This window comes from Lysobacter sp. CCNWLW3, assembly GCF_036697405.1.
Taxonomy (GTDB): Bacteria; Pseudomonadota; Gammaproteobacteria; order Xanthomonadales; family Xanthomonadaceae; genus Lysobacter.
This window is the reverse complement of sequence record NZ_JBAHWA010000001.1, coordinates 283,370-300,772: the sequence shown is the minus strand read 5'-3', so window position 1 is coordinate 300,772 and position 17,403 is coordinate 283,370. Positions and strand designations below refer to the sequence as shown.

General features: G+C 69.7%; 21 protein-coding genes. 16 read left to right on the top strand and 5 right to left on the bottom strand.

The genetic code is table 11. From position 1 onward, the window contains the following. Window positions 1-179 precede the first annotated feature (179 nt). Window positions 180-866: a (d)CMP kinase gene (gene cmk, locus V1318_RS01385; RefSeq protein ID WP_332937079.1), complete on the bottom strand. Its 687-nt coding sequence runs from the start codon at window positions 864-866 to the stop codon at window positions 180-182. Between the two features lie 187 nt (window positions 867-1,053). Between cmk and ykgO the strand changes: the two genes are divergently transcribed. From ykgO to V1318_RS01345, 8 genes are all read left to right on the top strand, one after another. After that, on the top strand, window positions 1,054-1,179 hold the full coding sequence (gene ykgO, locus V1318_RS01380; protein ID WP_010342887.1) for a type B 50S ribosomal protein L36: 126 nt from the start codon (window positions 1,054-1,056) through the stop codon (window positions 1,177-1,179). Between the two features lie 185 nt (window positions 1,180-1,364). Beyond that, window positions 1,365-1,700, top strand: coding sequence for a hypothetical protein (locus tag V1318_RS01375; RefSeq protein WP_332937055.1), 336 nt, complete (start codon window positions 1,365-1,367; stop codon window positions 1,698-1,700). A gap of 22 nt (window positions 1,701-1,722) precedes the next feature. Continuing rightward, window positions 1,723-2,757, top strand: a complete 1,035-nt coding sequence (locus V1318_RS01370; RefSeq protein WP_332937053.1) for an agmatine deiminase family protein — start codon at window positions 1,723-1,725, stop codon at window positions 2,755-2,757. 2 nt (window positions 2,758-2,759) lie between these two features. After that, on the top strand, window positions 2,760-3,092 hold the full coding sequence (locus V1318_RS01365) for a hypothetical protein (RefSeq protein WP_332937050.1): 333 nt from the start codon (window positions 2,760-2,762) through the stop codon (window positions 3,090-3,092). Window positions 3,093-3,345: 253 nt separating this feature from the next. Continuing rightward, a complete protein-coding gene (locus V1318_RS01360) occupies window positions 3,346-4,233 on the top strand; it encodes a carbon-nitrogen hydrolase (RefSeq protein WP_332937048.1) in 888 nt (295 codons plus the stop codon). Then, window positions 4,230-4,778, top strand: a complete 549-nt coding sequence (locus V1318_RS01355) for an N-acetyltransferase family protein (protein WP_332937047.1) — start codon at window positions 4,230-4,232, stop codon at window positions 4,776-4,778. The genes V1318_RS01360 and V1318_RS01355 overlap by 4 nt, the downstream gene beginning before the upstream one ends. A gap of 86 nt (window positions 4,779-4,864) precedes the next feature. Continuing rightward, the gene (locus V1318_RS01350) at window positions 4,865-5,476 is read left to right on the top strand and encodes a TetR/AcrR family transcriptional regulator (protein ID WP_332937045.1); all 612 of its coding nucleotides are present in this window, start codon (window positions 4,865-4,867) and stop codon (window positions 5,474-5,476) included. Window positions 5,477-5,498: 22 nt separating this feature from the next. After that, window positions 5,499-6,425 carry an alpha/beta fold hydrolase gene (locus V1318_RS01345; RefSeq protein WP_332937043.1) on the top strand — a complete coding sequence of 309 codons (927 nt, stop codon included), beginning with the start codon at window positions 5,499-5,501 and terminating at the stop codon, window positions 6,423-6,425. Window positions 6,426-6,461: 36 nt separating this feature from the next. Here the strand turns inward: V1318_RS01345 and V1318_RS01340 are convergent, their stop codons facing one another. Beyond that, entirely contained in the window at window positions 6,462-7,094 is a 633-nt protein-coding gene (locus V1318_RS01340) for a glutathione S-transferase family protein (RefSeq protein WP_332937042.1), read from the bottom strand. Between the two features lie 119 nt (window positions 7,095-7,213). Here V1318_RS01340 and V1318_RS01335 point away from each other — a divergent pair, with 119 nt between their 5' ends. The 3 genes from V1318_RS01335 to V1318_RS01325 all read left to right on the top strand — a co-directional run bounded on the left by V1318_RS01335 (window position 7,214) and on the right by V1318_RS01325 (window position 10,030). After that, window positions 7,214-7,798: a TetR/AcrR family transcriptional regulator gene (locus tag V1318_RS01335; protein ID WP_332937041.1), complete on the top strand. Its 585-nt coding sequence runs from the start codon at window positions 7,214-7,216 to the stop codon at window positions 7,796-7,798. A gap of 161 nt (window positions 7,799-7,959) precedes the next feature. Then, entirely contained in the window at window positions 7,960-8,700 is a 741-nt protein-coding gene (locus tag V1318_RS01330) for a hypothetical protein (RefSeq protein ID WP_332937040.1), read from the top strand. Between the two features lie 124 nt (window positions 8,701-8,824). Beyond that, window positions 8,825-10,030 carry a TraB/GumN family protein gene (locus tag V1318_RS01325; RefSeq protein WP_332937039.1) on the top strand — a complete coding sequence of 402 codons (1,206 nt, stop codon included), beginning with the start codon at window positions 8,825-8,827 and terminating at the stop codon, window positions 10,028-10,030. Between the two features lie 155 nt (window positions 10,031-10,185). Here the strand turns inward: V1318_RS01325 and V1318_RS01320 are convergent, their stop codons facing one another. From V1318_RS01320 to V1318_RS01310, 3 genes are all read right to left on the bottom strand, one after another. Beyond that, window positions 10,186-11,946 (bottom strand): DUF885 domain-containing protein, encoded by a 1,761-nt coding sequence (locus V1318_RS01320; protein WP_332937038.1) that lies wholly within the window; start codon window positions 11,944-11,946, stop codon window positions 10,186-10,188. A gap of 228 nt (window positions 11,947-12,174) precedes the next feature. Then, on the bottom strand, window positions 12,175-12,513 hold the full coding sequence (locus V1318_RS01315) for an iron-sulfur cluster assembly accessory protein (RefSeq protein ID WP_332937036.1): 339 nt from the start codon (window positions 12,511-12,513) through the stop codon (window positions 12,175-12,177). Window positions 12,514-12,603: 90 nt separating this feature from the next. Continuing rightward, window positions 12,604-13,689: a DUF2891 domain-containing protein gene (locus V1318_RS01310; RefSeq protein WP_332937034.1), complete on the bottom strand. Its 1,086-nt coding sequence runs from the start codon at window positions 13,687-13,689 to the stop codon at window positions 12,604-12,606. Between the two features lie 116 nt (window positions 13,690-13,805). Here V1318_RS01310 and asnS point away from each other — a divergent pair, with 116 nt between their 5' ends. From asnS to V1318_RS01285, 5 genes are all read left to right on the top strand, one after another. Further along, window positions 13,806-15,206 carry an asparagine--tRNA ligase gene (gene asnS / locus V1318_RS01305; protein WP_332937032.1) on the top strand — a complete coding sequence of 467 codons (1,401 nt, stop codon included), beginning with the start codon at window positions 13,806-13,808 and terminating at the stop codon, window positions 15,204-15,206. Window positions 15,207-15,323: 117 nt separating this feature from the next. After that, window positions 15,324-15,629, top strand: coding sequence for a hypothetical protein (locus V1318_RS01300; RefSeq protein ID WP_332937030.1), 306 nt, complete (start codon window positions 15,324-15,326; stop codon window positions 15,627-15,629). Window positions 15,630-15,640: 11 nt separating this feature from the next. Next, window positions 15,641-15,964: a hypothetical protein gene (locus V1318_RS01295; RefSeq protein WP_332937029.1), complete on the top strand. Its 324-nt coding sequence runs from the start codon at window positions 15,641-15,643 to the stop codon at window positions 15,962-15,964. A gap of 7 nt (window positions 15,965-15,971) precedes the next feature. Next, entirely contained in the window at window positions 15,972-16,595 is a 624-nt protein-coding gene (locus tag V1318_RS01290) for an FMN-binding negative transcriptional regulator (RefSeq protein WP_332937028.1), read from the top strand. Between the two features lie 16 nt (window positions 16,596-16,611). Beyond that, on the top strand, window positions 16,612-17,397 hold the full coding sequence (locus V1318_RS01285; RefSeq protein WP_332937026.1) for an SDR family oxidoreductase: 786 nt from the start codon (window positions 16,612-16,614) through the stop codon (window positions 17,395-17,397). The last annotated feature ends 6 nt before the right edge of the window (window positions 17,398-17,403 follow it).

Genomic DNA, 17,403 nt, shown 5'->3' with positions numbered 1-17,403 from the left:
ACCGGCTGGCATCGTCGCTGTCGTAGCGACGCAAGCAGCGCGTGGTCGACCCACCCGTTATGTGGCGCGATGGAGCCGCACCATGTGTCGTTGTGGATCCCGCCGCGGGATTGCGACGGGGCTGGATTTTTACTGCGGTGCCGCCACTGCTGCGCGTTCGATCCGCGTTTGCGCAAACGTCAGCGCGCCGGCAACAAGGCCAGCACGCGTTCGACCACCTCGGCGATGCCCAGGCCGGTGGTATCGATGCGCACGGCGTCGTCGGCCGGTCGCAGCGGTGCCACCGCTCGCTGTGCGTCGCGGGCGTCGCGGGCGAGAATCTCCCGCAGCAGACCATCTAAAGTAACGGAAACCCCTTTGTCTTTCAACTGCTTATAGCGCCTTTCCGCCCTTTCGTCGGCGCTGGCGGTCAGGAAGACCTTGTAAGGGGCGTCCGGGAAGATCACCGTGCCCATGTCGCGGCCGTCGGCGACCAGGCCCGGCGCCTGGCGGAAGGCGCGCTGACGGTCCTTGAGGGCGGCCCGGACCTCGGGGATGGCGGCGATGGCCGAGGCGGCGGCGCCGGCGGTCTCGGTGCGCAGCTCGTCGGTGGCGTCCTGCTCGTTGACCAGCACCCGCAGCTCGCCGCGCTCGTCGTCGCGGAAGCCGATGCGGGTGTCGAAGGCGCAGCGGACCAGGGCGGCCGGGTCGGCCAGGTCGAGGTCGGCCCAGCCGGCGGCGACGCCGACCGCGCGGTACAGGGCGCCGGAATCCAGGTAGTGCCAGCCCAGGGACTGGGCGACCAGGCGGCTGATGGTGCCCTTGCCGGAGCCGGAGGGGCCGTCGATGGTGAGGACGGGGATGCTGCTGTCGTGGGGGGTAGTCATCCCTCTATTATGCAAGGACGGCACCGCTTGCCCGCCCCTGGCGGGACTGCCGCGGGGCCGATCCGGGGCCCGGAAAACCCCGGACCCGGCCGCCGCGCAAATTATTTCGTGCAAGCACTTGATCGTAGTGGGAAATACCCGCTATTATCGCGGGCTGTCTATTCCAATCCTGTTGCCGAGGTCTGTCATGAAGGTCCTGTCCTCCCTGAAGTCGGCGAAGGCCCGTCACCGCGACTGCAAAGTCGTTCGCCGCCGTGGCAAGGTCTTCGTGATCTGCAAGTCGAACCCGCGTTTCAAGGCGCGTCAGCGCTAAGAAGCTGTTCCTGGGCGTTCGCGCCCATGATCGCTCGACTGAGAGGCCGCCGCGAGGCGGCCTTTCTGCGTTGCGCGGCGGCGCCCTCGCCGGCCCGGCCGGATCGCGAAAACGTGACGGCCGCGTGCTGCCGTGGCATCGGGGCTTGTGCGTACAATCTCGCGTCCTCCAGCGAGGTTGCACCCATGAAGTCCCGCACCGCTCCCGCCGCACTCGCGTTTGCAGCCCTGTTGCTCCTGTCCACCGCCGCCTCCGCCGACACCCTGCTGATCGAGCGCGTGTCCGAAGAGAACAAGGCGGCGATGCCCGTCCGCGGCCAGACCATGGCCCAGGTCGAGGCCCGCTACGGCGCCCCGGCCGAACGCCTGGACCCGCGCGGCGGCCAGAAGCGCCAGTGGCCCACCATCAACCGTTGGGTCTACCCGGCGTTCACCGTGTACTTCGAGAAGAACAAGGTGGTCGACGTGGTCGCCAACAAGGCCGACGCGCAAGAGATCGGGCCCAAGCCGGCCGTGCGCTGACGCCGTCGAACGAGACCGTGTTTTGACCGAGCAAGCATTGCGCTTCCCCGCGGAGTGGGAACCCCAGTCCGCGGTCCTGATCGCCTGGCCGAACGCCGACACCGACTGGGCCGATCGCCTGGGCGAAGTCGAGGACACCTACATCGCCCTGGTCGCGGCGATCACCCGCTTCCAGCCGGCGGTCGTCTGCGTCGCCGACGACGATGTCCAGGCCTATGCCCGCGCCCGCCTGTCCTCGGCCCGGATCGACATGGGCCGGGTGCGCTTCGTCGAAGCGCCCTACGACGACACCTGGCTGCGCGATTCCGGCCCGATCAGCCTGCGCGCCGGCGACGGCTTCCGCCTGCTCGATTTCCGCTTCACCGGCTGGGGCGGGAAGTTCGACGCCAGCCAGGACGACCTCCTGGTCGAGCGTCTGCACGATCAGGGAATCTTCTTGAAGAGTGACCGACAAAGCATTGATTTTGCTCTGGAAGGCGGCGCCATCGAAACCGACGGCGCGGGCAGCCTGCTGAGCACCTGGCAGTGTCTGCACGAGCGCCATCCGGACGCCAGCCGCGAAGAGATCACCGCCAAGCTGTCGCACTGGCTGCGCCAGGACCGGGTGCTGTGGCTGGACCACGGTTATCTGGAAGGCGACGACACCGACGCCCATATCGACACCCTGGCCCGCTTCGCCGCGGCCGACGCCATCGTCTACCAGGGCTGCGACGACCCCGCCGACTCGCACTACGCCGAGCTCCAGGCCATGGCCGCCGAGCTGGCCGCGCTGCGCACCCGCGACGGCCAGCCCTATCGCCTGTTCGCGCTGCCGTGGCCGCAGCCGGTGATCGACGAAAACCGAAGGCTGGCGGCCAGTTACGCCAACTTCCTCATCGTCAATGGAGCCGTGCTGATGCCGGCTTACGGGGATGCCGCCGACGGCGAGGCCCAGGCCGTGCTGGCCCAGGCCTTCCCGGACCGCGAGATCGTGCCGGTGCCCTGCCGCCCGCTGATCTGGCAGAACGGCAGCCTGCACTGCATCACCATGCAATTGCCGCAGGGCCTGGTGGCCTAAGCGTGGCACCGCAGCCGGACATGAGCGCCGTGCTGCCGATCGTGGCCAGCGTGCTGTTCGCGGCTTGGGGCACCGGCATGCTGATCGCCCTGTGGTTCAAGCCGCGGCTGCGGAAGGTCTGGCTGTTCACCCCGCGCTGGCGCATCGGACAAGCCGCCAGCCGCGGCGCCGCGACCGTGCAGGCGCTGCACGCCTATAGTCTGGCCGCCCTGCTCGCGTGCAAGGTCGCCGGCGCCGGTTCCAAACAGGCCCTGCTGGTGTTCCTGCTTTTTACCGCCGCCAGCGGCATCGCCTGGGTGGTCGACGGCGCCAACGCCGCCGCCCGCGAGTCCTGAGGCTTAAGCGCGACAGGTATCGAACGCCGTCCGCTCTCGGCAGCGCGGCCTGACGCGCTCAGGCCGGGCCGCCGCCAGTGCATCGCCCCTATCGCCGGCGAATACCTGGATCGACCGTTTCGGTTGGTTATTGCCGCGCGCCAGCACTGCGGCGGCTGGGCGGAACAGGATCGACGTCCAGCGCCATGCAGATGAAGCGCATCGGCGGCGAGCCCTACAATAGTCGCCATCCCGCGTCCGGATTCTCGCCCCCATGAAGAAGACCACCCTGCCCGTCGCCCTGATCCAGGACCGCGACCACGGCTCGCGCGAGGCCAACCTCGCCAACATCGAGGAGCGCGTCGGCGAAGCCGCCAAGCGCGGCGCCAGGCTGGTGCTGCTGCAGGAACTGCACAACGGGCCGTATTTCTGCCAGCACGAGTCGGTGGCCGAGTTCGACCTGGCCGAGACCATTCCCGGCCCCAGCACCCAGCGCCTGGGCGCGCTGGCCAAGCAGCACGGCGTGGTCCTGGTCAGCTCGCTGTTCGAGCGCCGCGCGGCCGGGCTGTACCACAACACCGCGGTGGTCTTCGACGCCGACGGCTCCACCGCCGGCAAGTACCGCAAGATGCACATCCCGGACGATCCGGGCTTCTACGAGAAGTTCTACTTCACCCCCGGCGACATCGGCTTCGAGCCGATCCAGACCTCGGTCGGGCGCCTGGGCGTGCTGGTGTGCTGGGACCAGTGGTATCCGGAAGGCGCGCGCCTGATGGCCCTGGCCGGCGCCGAGCTGTTGCTGTACCCGACCGCGATCGGCTGGGACCCGACCGACGAGCAGGCCGAGAAGGACCGCCAGCGCGACGCCTGGGTGCTCAGTCACCGCGGCCACGCGGTCGCCAACGGCCTGCCGGTGCTGAGCTGCAACCGGGTCGGCCACGAGCAATCGCCCTTGGACGCGGCCGGCATCGACTTCTGGGGCACCAGCCATGTGCTGGGCCCGCAGGGCGAGTTCCTGGCTCAGTCGCTCAAGGCCGAACCGGAAATCCTGATGGCCGAGGTCGACCTGGGCCGCAGCGAGCACGTGCGCCGGATCTGGCCCTTCCTGCGCGACCGCCGCATCGACGCCTACGGCGACCTGCTCAAGCGCTACCGCGATTGAGCGCGGTGGCCGCCGCGCCGCTGATACGTCCCACCGTCGCCGGCGATCTGCCGGCGATCGCCGCCCTGTACGCGCTGGAAGTGCGCGAGGGCGTGGCCACGTACGAATATGCGGTGCCCGATCTGGCCGAGATGACGCGGCGCTGGCAGGCGGTGCTGGCGCAGGGCTATCCCTACCTGGTGGCCGAACTCGACGGCGCCTTCGCCGGTTACGCCTACGCCAGCAGCTATCGCAGCCGCGAGGGTTACCGCTGGACGGTCGAGGACACGGTCTACGTGCAACCCGGCTGCCAGAGCCGCGGCGTCGGCCGCGCCCTGCTGCAAGCGCTCATCGCCGACTGCGAGGCGCGCGGCTACCGGCAGATGGTCGCGGTGATCGGCGACGGCTCCAACGCCGCCTCGGTGGCCCTGCACGAACGCCTGGGCTTTCGCACCGTCGGCGTGTTCCCGGGCCTGGGCCGCAAACACGGGCGCTGGCTGGACACGGTGCAGATGCTGCGGCCGCTGGGGCCGGGCGACACCGTCGCGCCGCCGGAATCGGGTTGATCCGCACACCCTGAGTGTGCCGTTTGGGCGTAGCCTTGCCGACAAGCGGCAGGCACAAAACGAACGAACGTGCTATTTTCTCGACCATGTCCAATCTGACCGCCACCGGCAAGGGCGCCGCCACCCGCGACGCGATCATCGACCGGGCCTACAGCATCGCCGTCGGCGGCGGGCTGGAGAGCCTGTCGATTGGCCCGCTGGCGCAGGCCGTGGGCATGTCGAAGAGCGGCGTGTTCGCCCACTTCGGCTCGCGCGAGGACCTGCAGCTGGCGGTGCTCGACGCCGCCGGCCAGCGCTTCCTCGAATACGTGCTGCTGCCGGCGCTGAAGGCCAGGCGCGGCCTGCCGCGCCTGCGCGCGATCATCGCCGCCTGGTTCGACTGGGCCCGCCACACTTCCGGCGGCTGCGTGCTGTTGTCGGCCGTGAACGAGTACGACGACCGCCCCGGCCCGCTGCGCGACCGGGTACTGCAGCACGAAACCCGCTGGCGCAACGACATCGCGCGCGCGGTGCAGATGGCGGTCGACGCCGGCGAGCTGCAGACCGATACCGACGCCCCCCAGCTGGCATTCGAGATCTACGGGCTGGCCCTGGTCGTGCACCACGACGCCGGCCTGTTCGGCTTCGAAACCAGCGTCGAGCGCGGCCAGCGCGCGTTCGAACGCCTGATCCGTTCCTACTCCTCCCCCACCGCCTGATCTCGTGCAGAGAGGCTCCGCCATGTACCCGCTCATCGCCAAAATTAGCACGACCGTTCGTAGTTTTATTAAGCTCTACGGCGTCCGCCTGGGCTTCCTGATCGGCAGCCGGTTCGCGCCCGAGGCGGCCGTGCGCCGCGCCGCGTTGCTGTTCAGCACCCCGTTCGCGTCCTCGCGCAGCCGCGCCCTGACCGCGCCCAGCCACGGCGCACGCGAGGGCGAGCTGGAGGTCGACGGCCAGCGCATCGCCACCTACGTCTGGGGCGACCCGCAGAACCAGCCCTATGTGCTGTTCGCGCACGGCTGGTCCAGCCACGGCACCCGCATCGCGCCCTGGCTGGAGCGCCTGCGCGGCGACGGCTACGCGGTGGTCGCCTTCGACCAGCCCGCGCACGGCAAGAGCCCCGGCCGCCAGAGCACCCTGCCCGACTTCACCCATCACCTGCTCGCGGTCGGCCGCCACTACGGCCCGGCGGCGGCGGTGATCGGCCATTCCCTGGGCGGCGCGGCCACCCTGCTGGCGATGGCGCGCGGCCTGCGCGCCGAGCGCGCCGTGCTGATCGCGCCGGCCGCCGATCCGGTCGCGGCCGCCTACCGTTTCGCCGACCTGGTCTGGATCGGCGAGCACCTGTGCCGACGCATGTTCGCCTACTTCGAGGCGCGCATCGGCATCGGCTTCCAGGAGCAGCAGGCCCACCTCAACGCCCCGTCCATCGCCAGCCCGGCCCTGATCGTGCACGACCTGGGCGACCGCGAAGTGCCCTGGTCGGAAGGCGAGCGCTATGCGCGCTACTGGCCGGATTCGCGCCTGCTGAGCACGCGCGGCCTCGGCCACCGGCGCGTGCTCGAGGACAGCGGCGTGATCGAGGCCGGCCTGCGCTTCCTGCACGGCGAACGCGTCGGCGACCGCATGGTGTCCAGCCCCAACCTGCCCTACGGCTGGGCCTGACGGCGGCCGCGGCGCCCGCTCGGGCGCCGCGACGCTTCAGGCCGCCTGCGCCGCCACCGGCGCCGGATAAGGTTCGCGCCAGGCCGGCAAGGCGGCGATGCGCGCGTACCAGCCGCGGATGCGGGCGTAGTCCTGCAGCGGCAACTGCGACTCTTCGGCCCAGGGCAGCACCATCGCGACCGCGAAGTCGGCCAGGCTGAGACGGTCGGCGACCAGATAATCGCGATCCTCCAACTGCCGCTCCAGCACCTGGGCGAACTGGTGGAAGTAGCGCGTGCCTTCCTCGACCTGGGCCGGGCCGGGTTCGCCCAGGCCCAGGCGCGGCTTGATCACGTGTTCGAAGAACAGGCCGATCGCGTGGCGGGTGAAATGCGTGCTGTTCCAATGCAGCCAGCGCAGCAACTCGATCTGGTCCTGCGCGTCGCCGGGCCAGAAATCCGAGCCCTGCCGCTGGGCCAGGTGCGCGGCGATCGCCGGCGCCTCCCACAGCACGCGGTCGCCATCGACCAGGGTCGGCACCCGGCCGTTGGGGTTCAGGGCCAGGTAGTCCGGCCGGCGCTGCTCGCCGCGGATCAGGTCCACCCGGACCAGTTCGACCGCGGCGCCGACCTGGCGCGCGGCGGCGCAGGCCAGGCGGGGATTCGGGGATTCGAAGTAGTACAGCTTCACGGTGACGCTCCTTGCGTGGTGGGGAACGCGACCGATTCTGCGACGGGTCTTAATATGTTCAAGAACATAATTACAATCGTGCTATTCCGGACTCGAAGCCCGCACGGAGCCCTCCCGCCATGCCCTACAGCCGCGAGCACAAGGCGCGTACGCGCAAGAAGATCGTCGCCGCCGCGCGCCGGCTGTTCACGCGACGCGGCTTCGCCGAGGTTTCCATCGACGAGGTCATGTCCGAGGCCGGCCTCACCCGGGGCGGCTTCTACCACCATTTCCAGCGCAAACAGGACCTGTACGCCGAGGTCGTGAGCCACCTGCTGCACTGCGGCCCCGACGAACCCGGCGGCGCCCCTTCGATCGACTCACGCCAACTGGTGGCGGAGTACCTGTCCGACCGCCATGCCGCCGAGATGGACTACAGCTGCCCGCTGATCACCTTCTCGTCCGAGGTCGCGCGTGGCGACGAATGCGTGAAGCAGGCCTACACGCAGGTGCTGGACAGCCTGATCCACGCCTTGCAGCGCGACATCGGCGACGGCGCGGCCGCGCGCACGCGCGCCGTGACCATGGCCACCTTGTGCGTGGGCGGCGCGATGCTGGCGCGCGCGGTCGACGATCCCGATCTGGGCCGCGAGATCCGCCGCATCGCCCAGGAGCACGCGCTGGCCCTGCTCGACGCCGCCGCGGGCGCGCGCGCCGCGGCCTGATCGCCGCGCCGCACGGCGCTCTTGTTCCGGCGCCGCGCTTGCTTCTACTCTGCGCGCTTGCGGCCACGGGCGCCGCGGCAGGATCAGGGGAAGGCGGTGGACTTGGCTATGCACACACACGCCCGAGGCTTGCGCTCGGACGCGGGCCGGAGCGCGCGCCGGTGATCTCGCCGATCCGCCTGATGCTGATCCTCGGCGCCGGCCTGCTCGCATTCGGCTATCTCAAGCGCGAGACCGTGCCCGAGCGCGCCCTGCTGCTGCCAGAGGTCCTCACCGAGCCGCGCCAACGCGCGAGCACCGACGCGCCGTTCTCGATCCAGGCCGGCGACGTCGATTACCGCATCGAACCGGTCGCCGATTACGACATCACCGGCCTGGTGGTGAGCCGGCACGACTCGGACACCTTCTGGGATACCTTCCACGAGCGCACCAACGACCATCTCAATGTCGCCGACCTGTGCCTGGTCTGGGGCGCCAACGCCAGCGACGGCGCCTATCAGCGCATGGCCTTCTGGAACGGCGAATGGACCTGCAACTACCGCTACGGCGGCGATGCGGCGATCGGGCCCGAGCACACCCGCGCCCTGTCCAACAACCATCTGCTGACCGAACGCAGCGACATCGCCGAGGGCATCCGCGAGCTGCGGGTGGGCGATCAGGTGCGCCTGCGCGGCCAGTTGGTGGTGTACAAGCACCAGGCCGGCATGAACTTCGTGCGCGGCACCTCGACCTCACGCGACGACACCGGCAACGGCGCCTGCGAAACCCTGCTGGTGAGCCAACTGGACCTGCTGCAACCGGCGCCGGCCTGGCCGCGCTGGCTGCGCTGGATCGGCGCCATCGTGCTCGCGCTGGGCCTGGTGTTCTGGTACCGGGCGCCGTTCGACGCACGCGAACAGTGAGCGCGGCGGGCCGGGCACTTCCCGGCCCGGCCACGGTCGTACCTGGGCGGTTTGCCGCTATCCCCCCCAGCCTCTATCCTGCCGGGCCTCCTGTGCCAGCCCCCGTACGGCGCCCAATCACCGAATGAATGCACCGATGACCGACGGCCTGCACGGCCAACCCCATGCCATCGTCGAACGCGACGGCGTCCGCTACACCCTGCTCGGGACCGCGCACGTGTCGCAGGCCAGCGTGGACGCGGTGCGCGACGCGGTCGGCAGCGGCGCCTACGACGCGGTCGCGGTGGAACTGGACCCGCAGCGCCTGCAGGCGCTCACCGACCCCGACGCGCTCGCGCGCCTGGACCTGATCCAGGTCCTGCGCACCGGCAAGACCGCGCTGTTCGCCGCCAACTTGGCCCTGGCTGCCTACCAGCGCCGCCTGGCCGAGCAGCTCGGCATCGAACCCGGCGCCGAACTCAAGCGCGCAGTGCTGGAAGCGCGCCAGCGCGAACTGCCGGTGCACCTGATCGACCGCGAAGTCGGCCTGACCTTCAAGCGCGCCTCCAGCAAACTGGGCTGGTGGGGCCGGGCCAAGCTCGGCGGCGGCCTGTTGGCGGCGCTGTTCGCCGACGAGGAAGTCGGCGAAGCGGAGATCGAGAAGCTCAAGCAGGGCGACATGCTCGAATCCAGCTTCGGCGAGTTCGCCAGCGAAAGCCCGCAGCTGTACGAAAGCGTGATCGCCGAACGCGACCGCTACATGGCCGCGCGCCTGCGCGAATCGCACGGCGAGGCGCGCGAAGTGCTGGCCGTGGTCGGCGCCGGACACCTGCAGGGCCTGGCCCGGCACCTGCGTGAGGAAACCCGCGCGCCGGCGGCGGTGCGCGAGGAACTCGAATCCCTGCCGCAAAAGAGCAACGTGCCCTGGTTCACCATCTTCCTGTCCGTGTTCGTGCTCGGCGGCTTCGCCTGGGGCTTCTGGCGCGGCGGCATCGACGTCGGCTCCGATCTGCTGCTGCAGTGGGTGTTGGCGACCGGCGTGCTCGGCGCGATCGGTTGCGCGGTCGCCGGCGGCCATCCGCTCAGCATCCTGGTCGCGTTCGTGGCCTCGCCGATCACCCCGCTGCACCCGGCCCTGGCCTCGGGCACGCTCAGCGCGCTCACCGAGGCCTGGGTGCGCAAGCCGACCTACGCCGACTTCATGGCCCTGCGCGACGACGTCCAGACCTGGCGCGGCTGGTGGCGCAACCGGGTCGCGCGCGTGCTGCTGAACTTCTTCCTGACCAGCCTGGGCACCGCGATCGGCGTGTGGACGGGCGGCTTGCGGATGTTGGGCAAACTGATCGGCTGATCGATTGAGCGCGGGGGAGCAAATCCCCCCTAGCCCCCCTTTTTCAAAGGGGGGAACCGTCAACTCCGGAAAGTCCCGTATCGCACTGTTCGTCTCCCCCCTTTTGAAAAAGGGGGATCGAGGGGGATTTGCTTTTCCCCAGGCGCCGAGCGAGCTCAGCGCCTGCCCCGCTCCGCCGCGATCCACGCATCGATGTGCGCCTCCAGCGCCTGCAGCGGCACCGAGCCGGTCGCCAGCACTTCGTCGTTGAACGCGCGCAGGTCGAAGCGCTCGCCGAGCGCGGCCTTGGCCTTGGCGCGCAGCGCCGAGATCTTGAGCTGGCCGATCTTGTAGGCCAACGCCTGACCCGGGGTGCCGATGTAGCGGTCGACCTCGTTGACGATGTCCTGGTCGGTCTTGGCGGCGTTGTCCTTGAAATAGGCGATCGCGCGCTCGCGGCTCCAGCCCTTGGCGTGCATGCCGGTGTCCACCACCAGGCGCACCGCGCGCCACATCTCGTAGGTGAGCTGGCCGAAGCGGTCGTAGGGGTCGTCGTACAGGCCCATGTCGTAGCCCAGCTGCTCGGCGTACAGGCCCCAGCCCTCGCCGTAGGCGACGAAGTAGGCGGTGCGGCGGAACATCGGCCGCTCCGGCAGTTCCAGGCCTCGCGCGAACTGGAAGTGGTGGCCGGGCACGGCCTCGTGCAGCGACAGCGCCATCATTTCCCAGCTCGGCCGTACTTCCGGCTTGTACAGGTTGACGTAGTAATAGCCGGCGCGGCTGCCGTCGACGGCGCCGGGCTGGTAGTAGGCGGTGGTGGTGTCCGGCGCGATGTTGTCGGGAATAGGACGCACGCCGTAAGGCTGGCGTGGAATGGTGTGGAACACCTTCACCAATTCCGGATCGATTCGCTTGGACAGCGCACGGTAGGCAGTCAGCAGGTCTTGCGGCGTCTTGTAGAAGAACTTCGGATCGCTGCGCAGGTAGGCGAAGAATTCCTGCAGCGTGCCCTTGAAACCGACCTCGGCCTTGACCTTCTCCATCTCGGCGCGGATGCGCGCGACTTCCTGCAGGCCCGTCTGGTGGATCCGCTCGGCGCTCAGATCGGTGGTGGTGTAGTAGCGCGCCAGGAAATCGTAATAGGCCTGGCCCTCGGGCAGATCGGACACGGCGATGCCGGCGCGCGTCCTGGGCAGGTATTCGTCCTGGAAGAAGGCGGCGAACTTGCGGTAGGCGGGCACGACGCGTTCGGAGATCGCCTGCCGGGCCTGGGCCTGCAGCGCCGCGCGCTCGGACTCGGGCACCGATGCCGGGAAGCGCAGGAACGGGCGGTAATAGGCGCTCTTGGCCGGGTCGTCGACGATCTGCAAGGCGATCTGCGCCGGCACCCGCTGCATCAGCACGCGCGGCGGCGTGCTGCCCTGCTTCAGGCCTTCGCGCATCAGCGCGGTGGTCTGTTCGATCGCCTCCGGCAGCGCGTTCAAGCGCGCCAGCCAATCGCGGTAATCCTTGACGCTGGCGAAGGGCAGCACCTCGGCGATGCCGTCGGCGTTCTGCACGCCGCCCTGGTGGCCGACCGGCTGCAGGTATTCGCGGAACTTCTGGCGCTCGATGTTGCGTTCCAGGTTCCAGGCGTAGGTGTCGTAATCGAGCTGGCTGTCGGCCGACAGCGCGGCGCGGTCGATCGCCTTGAGCCGGGCCAGCGCGTCGCGGTCGGCGGCCTCGCGCTGCGCGATCGCGGCCAGGCTGCGATCGGTCCAGCGGTCGTTGAAACGGTTGTCGCCGTTGTAGCTGGCGCCCTCCGGGCTCTCGACCAGGCCGCGCTCCCATTCGGCTTCGAAATAGGCCTTGAGGCGGGCGTCGGCGTTTTGCGCCTGCGCCGGTGCGACGACGAATACGGCCGCGGCGAGCGCGGCCACTACGAACTTGCGGAACATGCCTGCATCCCCTCGGAGCGAAGCCCGAGTCTAGCCCGCGACTTGCTCGTAATCGCTAGGCCGAAAGTCAATGCAGGCACTAGCGGACCGATTCGGACAGACGCGGCAGAGAGGGTGTCAGAGCCGTCCGAGACCGCAGCCCGCGCAAGCGCAAAACGCCCGCGGTACGCAGGCGGCTATCGGTTATCCGCGGTCGCGGCCCGGATCGGCCGCGCGCAGCGTCAGGGCTCAGGCCGCGTCGGCGGCCGTGGTGAAGCTCTCGCCGCAGCCGCACTCGGCGCTGGCGTTCGGGTTCTGGAACACGAACTGCTCGCCCAGGCCGTGTTTGACGAATTCGATGCGGGTGCCGTCGACCAGCGGCAGGCTGATCGGATCGACGTAGATGCGCACGCCGTCCTGTTCGAACACGGTGTCGCCCTCGCGCTGGTCGCGGGCCAGGTCGGCGATGTGCTGCCAGCCCGAGCAACCGGTGCGAGTCACGCCGAAGCGCAGACCCAGCGCATCGGGCGTCTCGGCCAGGAAGTGGCGGACACGGTCGAGGGCGGCGGGAGCGAGGCTGACGGACATCGGGGGACTCTCTTTGCTAGGCGGTCATGGTAGCAGGCGGGCCGTGGCGACGGCCTGCACCCTGCCGATATGGCCCCGGGACGCAGCGTTTCAAGTTCCGGGCGGCGCCAGCAGATAGGTCGCGAAACTGCCCAGCCAGTGGGCGCCGGCGTAGTGGGCGTCGCTGACCGCGGCCAGGCCGCTGTCGCGGTGGCGCGCGGCGGCCGCGCGCAGGGCCGCAACGCGGCGGTCGCCGGGCGGCAGGCCGCGCGCCATGCCTTCCAGCATCCAGGCCCGGCTCAGGTTCAGGCCGTCCAGATGGGCGAGCTTGCCGTCGGTGGGGTCCAGCACCACGCCCGGGGTGAGCCAGCCGGCGTCGGCCTTGCGCGGGATCCCCGGCAGGAAGGCTTTCAGCCAGCGCGCGTATTCGGCCGGCGCGAGCACGCGCCGCATCAGGTCGGCCTCGGCCAGGCAGGGCGAGAGGAAGTCCTGGCCGGAGGGCTCGTAGGCGATCGGGCAGTCGCGGTCGTTCATGTGGAACTGGCGCACCCGCGCCAGCAGCGCCTCGTGCAGGCGCGCATCGCCGCTGGCCTGGGTCCAGTCCAGGGCCAGGCCGAAGGCGAAGGCGGTCTGGGAATGCTCGCCGACCCGGATCGGCATGGTCAGCTTGGGCAGCCAGCGCAGCAGGCGCCCGGCGGCCTCGCGCTCCAGCGGCTCCAGCGCGGCGGCCCATTGCCGCCCCTGCGGATCGTCCCAGCCGCGCAGCTGGGTGCCCAGCTGCAGCAGCCAGGCCAGGCCGTAGGGACGCTCGAAGGATTCGTCGCTGCCGGCGCGCAGGTAGGCCAGTTCGCCGGCGATATTGGCCGCGGTCAGGTTGGCGGCCAGGGCGCGCCGCGCGGGCGCGGCGAACTCGGCCTGCGGATAGCGCTGCAGCAGGCGCACCAGCAGCCAATGCCCGTGCACCGAGGAATGCCAGTCGTAGCAGCCGTAGAAGGCCGGATAGAGCTTGCGCGGCGGCAGCACGTCGGCGTCGCCGCGCAACTGGTGGGAGAGCTTGTTCGGGTACTCGCGCTGCACGCAGTCCAGGGCCAGCTTGGCGAAACGCGCGGCGCGGGCCTCGTCCAGGGTCGTGGGCGCCTGCGCCCAGGCGCTCGTGGCGCACAGCCACAGCAACGCCGCCATCCAAACTCGTCCCATGCCCCGCTCCCCTGCCCTCGATGACCCGAGTGTAGCGGCGCCGTCGGCGCTTAGGATCGCGCCGATCCGTTATCATCCCCGGTTCTTATCGAACAGCGTTCCAAGGCAGGAATCTCATGACGGTGGTCAGCGTCGAACAGGCACTCGCAGGCAAGGTCCCGGCGGGCGGTGAAGTCACGGTGCGCGGCTGGGTGCGTACCCGTCGCGATTCCAAGGCCGGGCTCAGCTTCGTCAATGTCAGCGACGGTTCCTGCTTCGCGCCGATCCAGGTGGTGGCGCCGGCCGCGCTGTCCAACTACGACAGCGAGATCAAGCACCTGACCACCGGCTGCGCGGTGATCGCCACCGGCATCCTGGTGGCCTCGCAGGGCCAGGGCCAGAGCTACGAGATCCAGGCCAGCCAGTTGGAAGTGGTGGGCTGGGTCGAGGAGCCGTTGACCTACCCGATGCAGCCCAAGCAGCACACGCTGGAATATCTGCGCGAGTTCGCCCATCTGCGCCCGCGCACCAACCTGTTCGGCGCGGTCACCCGCATCCGCAACTGCCTGGCCCAGGCCGCGCATCGCTTCTTCCACGAGAACGGCTTCTACTGGATCAGCACGCCGATCGTGACCACCTCCGACGCCGAGGGCGCGGGGCAGATGTTCCGGGTCTCGACCTTGGACATGGCCAACCTGCCGCGCGGCAAGGACGGCGCGGTCGATTTCTCGCGCGACTTCTTCGGCAAGGAAACCTTCCTGACCGTGTCCGGCCAGCTCAATGCCGAGGCCTACGCGCTGGCGCTGAGCAAGGTCTATACCTTCGGGCCGACCTTCCGCGCCGAGAACAGCAACACCACCCGCCACCTGGCCGAGTTCTGGATGATCGAGCCGGAGGTCGCCTTCAACGACCTGGCCGCCAACGCGCGCCTGGCCGAGGACTTCCTCAAGTACATGTTCCGCGCGGTGCTCGACGAGCGCGGCGACGACCTGGCCTTCATCGCCGAGCGCGTCCAACCCGACGCGATCACCCGCTTGGAAGCCTTCGTCAACGCGCCGTTCGAACGCATCGACTACACCGACGCGATCGGCCTGCTGCAGAAGTCGGGGCAGAAGTTCGAGTTCCCGGTCGAATGGGGCCTGGACCTGCAGACCGAGCACGAGCGCTGGCTGACCGAGCAGCACGTCGGCCGCCCGGTCGTGGTCACCAACTACCCCGAGCACATCAAGGCCTTCTACATGCGCCTCAACGACGACGGCAAGACCGTCGCGGCGATGGACGTGCTGGCCCCGGGCATCGGCGAGATCATCGGCGGCAGCCAGCGCGAAGAGCGCCTGGACGTGCTGGACGCGCGCATGGCGCAGTTCGGCCTGGATCCGGCCCATTACGGCTGGTACCGCGATTTCCGCCGCTACGGCACGGTCCCGCACGCCGGCTTCGGCCTGGGCTTCGAACGCCTGGTGGTCTATGTCTGCGGACTGAGCAATATCCGCGACGCGATCCCCTACCCGCGCGCGCCCGGCAGCGCCGAGTTCTGATGAAACAGGGATTAGAGATTTGAGATTCGGGATTCGCAACGGCAAGGACGGAACCGTCCCCGGCCGCGCATCCTGCTTTCACGAATCCCTAATCCCCAATCCCGAATCCCTGCCCCAATGATCTTGTTCCTAGCCTTGCTGTTCGTCGCCGTCGCCATCGCCGGCTTCTGCGCCTTCGTGATCTTCTGGCCGCTGTCGCTGGTGCACATCCGCGACCGCCATCCAGACCTGCAGCGCGAGCTCGGCGCGGGCGCGTTCGCCAATCCCGGCGCCTGGCGCTGGCTGCTGGCGCGCGGCTACCGCACGGCCCAGGACCGCAATCTCGACGGCCTGGCCAACCCGGCCCGACTGTCGCTGCTGACCATCATCGCCGGCCTGGTCTGCGCCGGCCTGCTGTGGGCGCTGTCGACGGTGCTGCCATGAGCGATGCCTCCATGAACGATGACCCCATGAACGAAACCCTGCGCGAAGAATGGTGGCTGGCCACTCTCGGCCGCACCGTGATCTGGGCGCGCCTGCGCGTGCGCGAGGCCGGCACCGCCGAGGTCTTCGACAGCGACGGCAATACCCTGGCCTACGACAGCGAGGACACCGCCCGCGCGGCCCTGATGGACGCCGAGTTCGTCTCGCTGGACGGCCTGGACGACGAGGACGCGGCCGAGCGCGGCTTCGCCATCGACGAGCTGACTCCGCCGCGCGCCGCCGACGACGATGCCCTGCGCGAGTCGATGGTGCTCAAGCTGCCGCAGCGGCACTGAGCGCCGCATGTACCTGCCTCGCGCCTTCGCCGAGACCGACCTGAGCGCGTTGGACGCGCTGTTCGCGCGCGACAACTTCATCAGCCTGATCAGCGTGCGCGACGGCGAGCCCACGGTCTCGCACCTGCCGGTGCTGTACCGACGCGACGGCGAGCGCATCCAGCTGCGCGGGCATTGGGCCAAACCCAACCCGCAGGCCGGCCATGCCGGCAGCGCGCTGGCGGTGGTGCACGGCCCGCACGCCTACGTCTCGCCGGGCTGGTATCCGGACAAAGAGGAAGCCGCGCGGGTGCCGACCTGGAATTACGCGGTCGCGCATCTGCATGGGCGGCTGGATACCTACGACGACGAGGCCGAACTCGCGCGCCTGGTCGACGACCTCAGCGTCCACCACGAAGCCCGGGTCGGCAGCGACTGGCGCTTCGAGGTCGAACGCGAGGACCTGCGCCGACAGCTGCGCGGCATCGTCGGCTTCCGTTTCGAGGTCGAGCGCGCCACGCTCAAGTTCAAGTTCAGCCAGAACCACCCGCTGGCCAACCGCCTCTCGGTCGCCGAACACCTGGATGCGCTGGGCGGCGACGACGCACGCGAAGTCGCGGCCCTGATGCGCGCCGGCCTGCCCGACGCCTGACCTTACGGAGACCGCCATGGACCTCGATCTCACCGGCAAACACGCCCTGGTCTGCGGCGGCTCCGACGGCATCGGCCGCGCCGCCGCGCAGGAACTGGCCCTGCTCGGCGCCGACGTCACCGTGCTCGCGCGCCGGCCCGAGGCCCTGCAGGCCGTGGTCGCGGCCTTGCCCACGCGCGCGACGCAGCAGCACGGCTGGATCGCGGCCGACGTCGCCGACAGCGCCGCGCTGCGCGCCCAGGTCGAAGCGCTCGCGGCCGGCCGACCGGTGCACATCCTGATCAACAACACCGGCGGGCCGCCCGGCGGCCCCGCCCACAGCGCCCTGCCCGAGGCCTATCTGGACGCCTTCAACCGCCACCTGCTCGCCAACCAGACCCTGGTCGCGGCGGTGCTCGCGGGCATGCAGTCGGCACGCTGGGGCCGCATCGTCAATGTGATCTCGACCTCGGTGAAGGAACCCATCGTCGGCCTGGGTGTGTCCAACACCATCCGCGGCGCGGTCGCGAGCTGGGCCAAGACCCTTTCGCGCGAACTGGCGCCGTCCGGCATCACCGTCAACAACGTGCTGCCCGGCTACACCGAGACCGGCCGCATCGCCCAGATCATCGGCGAGCGCGCCCGCAGCTCCGGCCAATCCGAGGAAGCCATCGTCGAGGGCATGCGCAAGACCGTGCCGGTCGGGCGCTTCGCGCAGCCGGCGGAGATCGCGGCCGCCATCGCTTTCCTGGCCTCGCCGGCCGCGGCCTACGTCAACGGCGTGAGCCTGGCGGTGGACGGCGGACGCATGCAGTCGATCTGAAGCGAA

Bases quoted from the DNA above. Each gene is read 5' to 3' on its own strand.
- V1318_RS01300 (WP_332937030.1), top strand. From the start codon at position 15,324: ATGATCTTGTTCCTAGCCTTGCTGTTCGTCGCCGTCGCCATCGCCGGC.
- V1318_RS01360 (WP_332937048.1), top strand. From the start codon at position 3,346: ATGAAGAAGACCACCCTGCCCGTCGCCCTGATCCAGGACCGCGACCAC.
- V1318_RS01310 (WP_332937034.1), bottom strand. From the start codon at position 13,689: ATGGGACGAGTTTGGATGGCGGCGTTGCTGTGGCTGTGCGCCACGAGC.
- V1318_RS01290 (WP_332937028.1), top strand. From the start codon at position 15,972: ATGTACCTGCCTCGCGCCTTCGCCGAGACCGACCTGAGCGCGTTGGAC.
- V1318_RS01315 (WP_332937036.1), bottom strand. From the start codon at position 12,513: ATGTCCGTCAGCCTCGCTCCCGCCGCCCTCGACCGTGTCCGCCACTTC.
- V1318_RS01320 (WP_332937038.1), bottom strand. From the start codon at position 11,946: ATGTTCCGCAAGTTCGTAGTGGCCGCGCTCGCCGCGGCCGTATTCGTC.
- V1318_RS01335 (WP_332937041.1), top strand. From the start codon at position 7,214: ATGCCCTACAGCCGCGAGCACAAGGCGCGTACGCGCAAGAAGATCGTC.
- V1318_RS01345 (WP_332937043.1), top strand. From the start codon at position 5,499: ATGTACCCGCTCATCGCCAAAATTAGCACGACCGTTCGTAGTTTTATT.
- asnS (WP_332937032.1), top strand. From the start codon at position 13,806: ATGACGGTGGTCAGCGTCGAACAGGCACTCGCAGGCAAGGTCCCGGCG.
- V1318_RS01375 (WP_332937055.1), top strand. From the start codon at position 1,365: ATGAAGTCCCGCACCGCTCCCGCCGCACTCGCGTTTGCAGCCCTGTTG.
- cmk (WP_332937079.1), bottom strand. From the start codon at position 866: ATGACTACCCCCCACGACAGCAGCATCCCCGTCCTCACCATCGACGGC.
- V1318_RS01295 (WP_332937029.1), top strand. From the start codon at position 15,641: ATGAACGATGACCCCATGAACGAAACCCTGCGCGAAGAATGGTGGCTG.
- V1318_RS01285 (WP_332937026.1), top strand. From the start codon at position 16,612: ATGGACCTCGATCTCACCGGCAAACACGCCCTGGTCTGCGGCGGCTCC.
- ykgO (WP_010342887.1), top strand. From the start codon at position 1,054: ATGAAGGTCCTGTCCTCCCTGAAGTCGGCGAAGGCCCGTCACCGCGAC.
- V1318_RS01350 (WP_332937045.1), top strand. From the start codon at position 4,865: ATGTCCAATCTGACCGCCACCGGCAAGGGCGCCGCCACCCGCGACGCG.
- V1318_RS01325 (WP_332937039.1), top strand. From the start codon at position 8,825: ATGAATGCACCGATGACCGACGGCCTGCACGGCCAACCCCATGCCATC.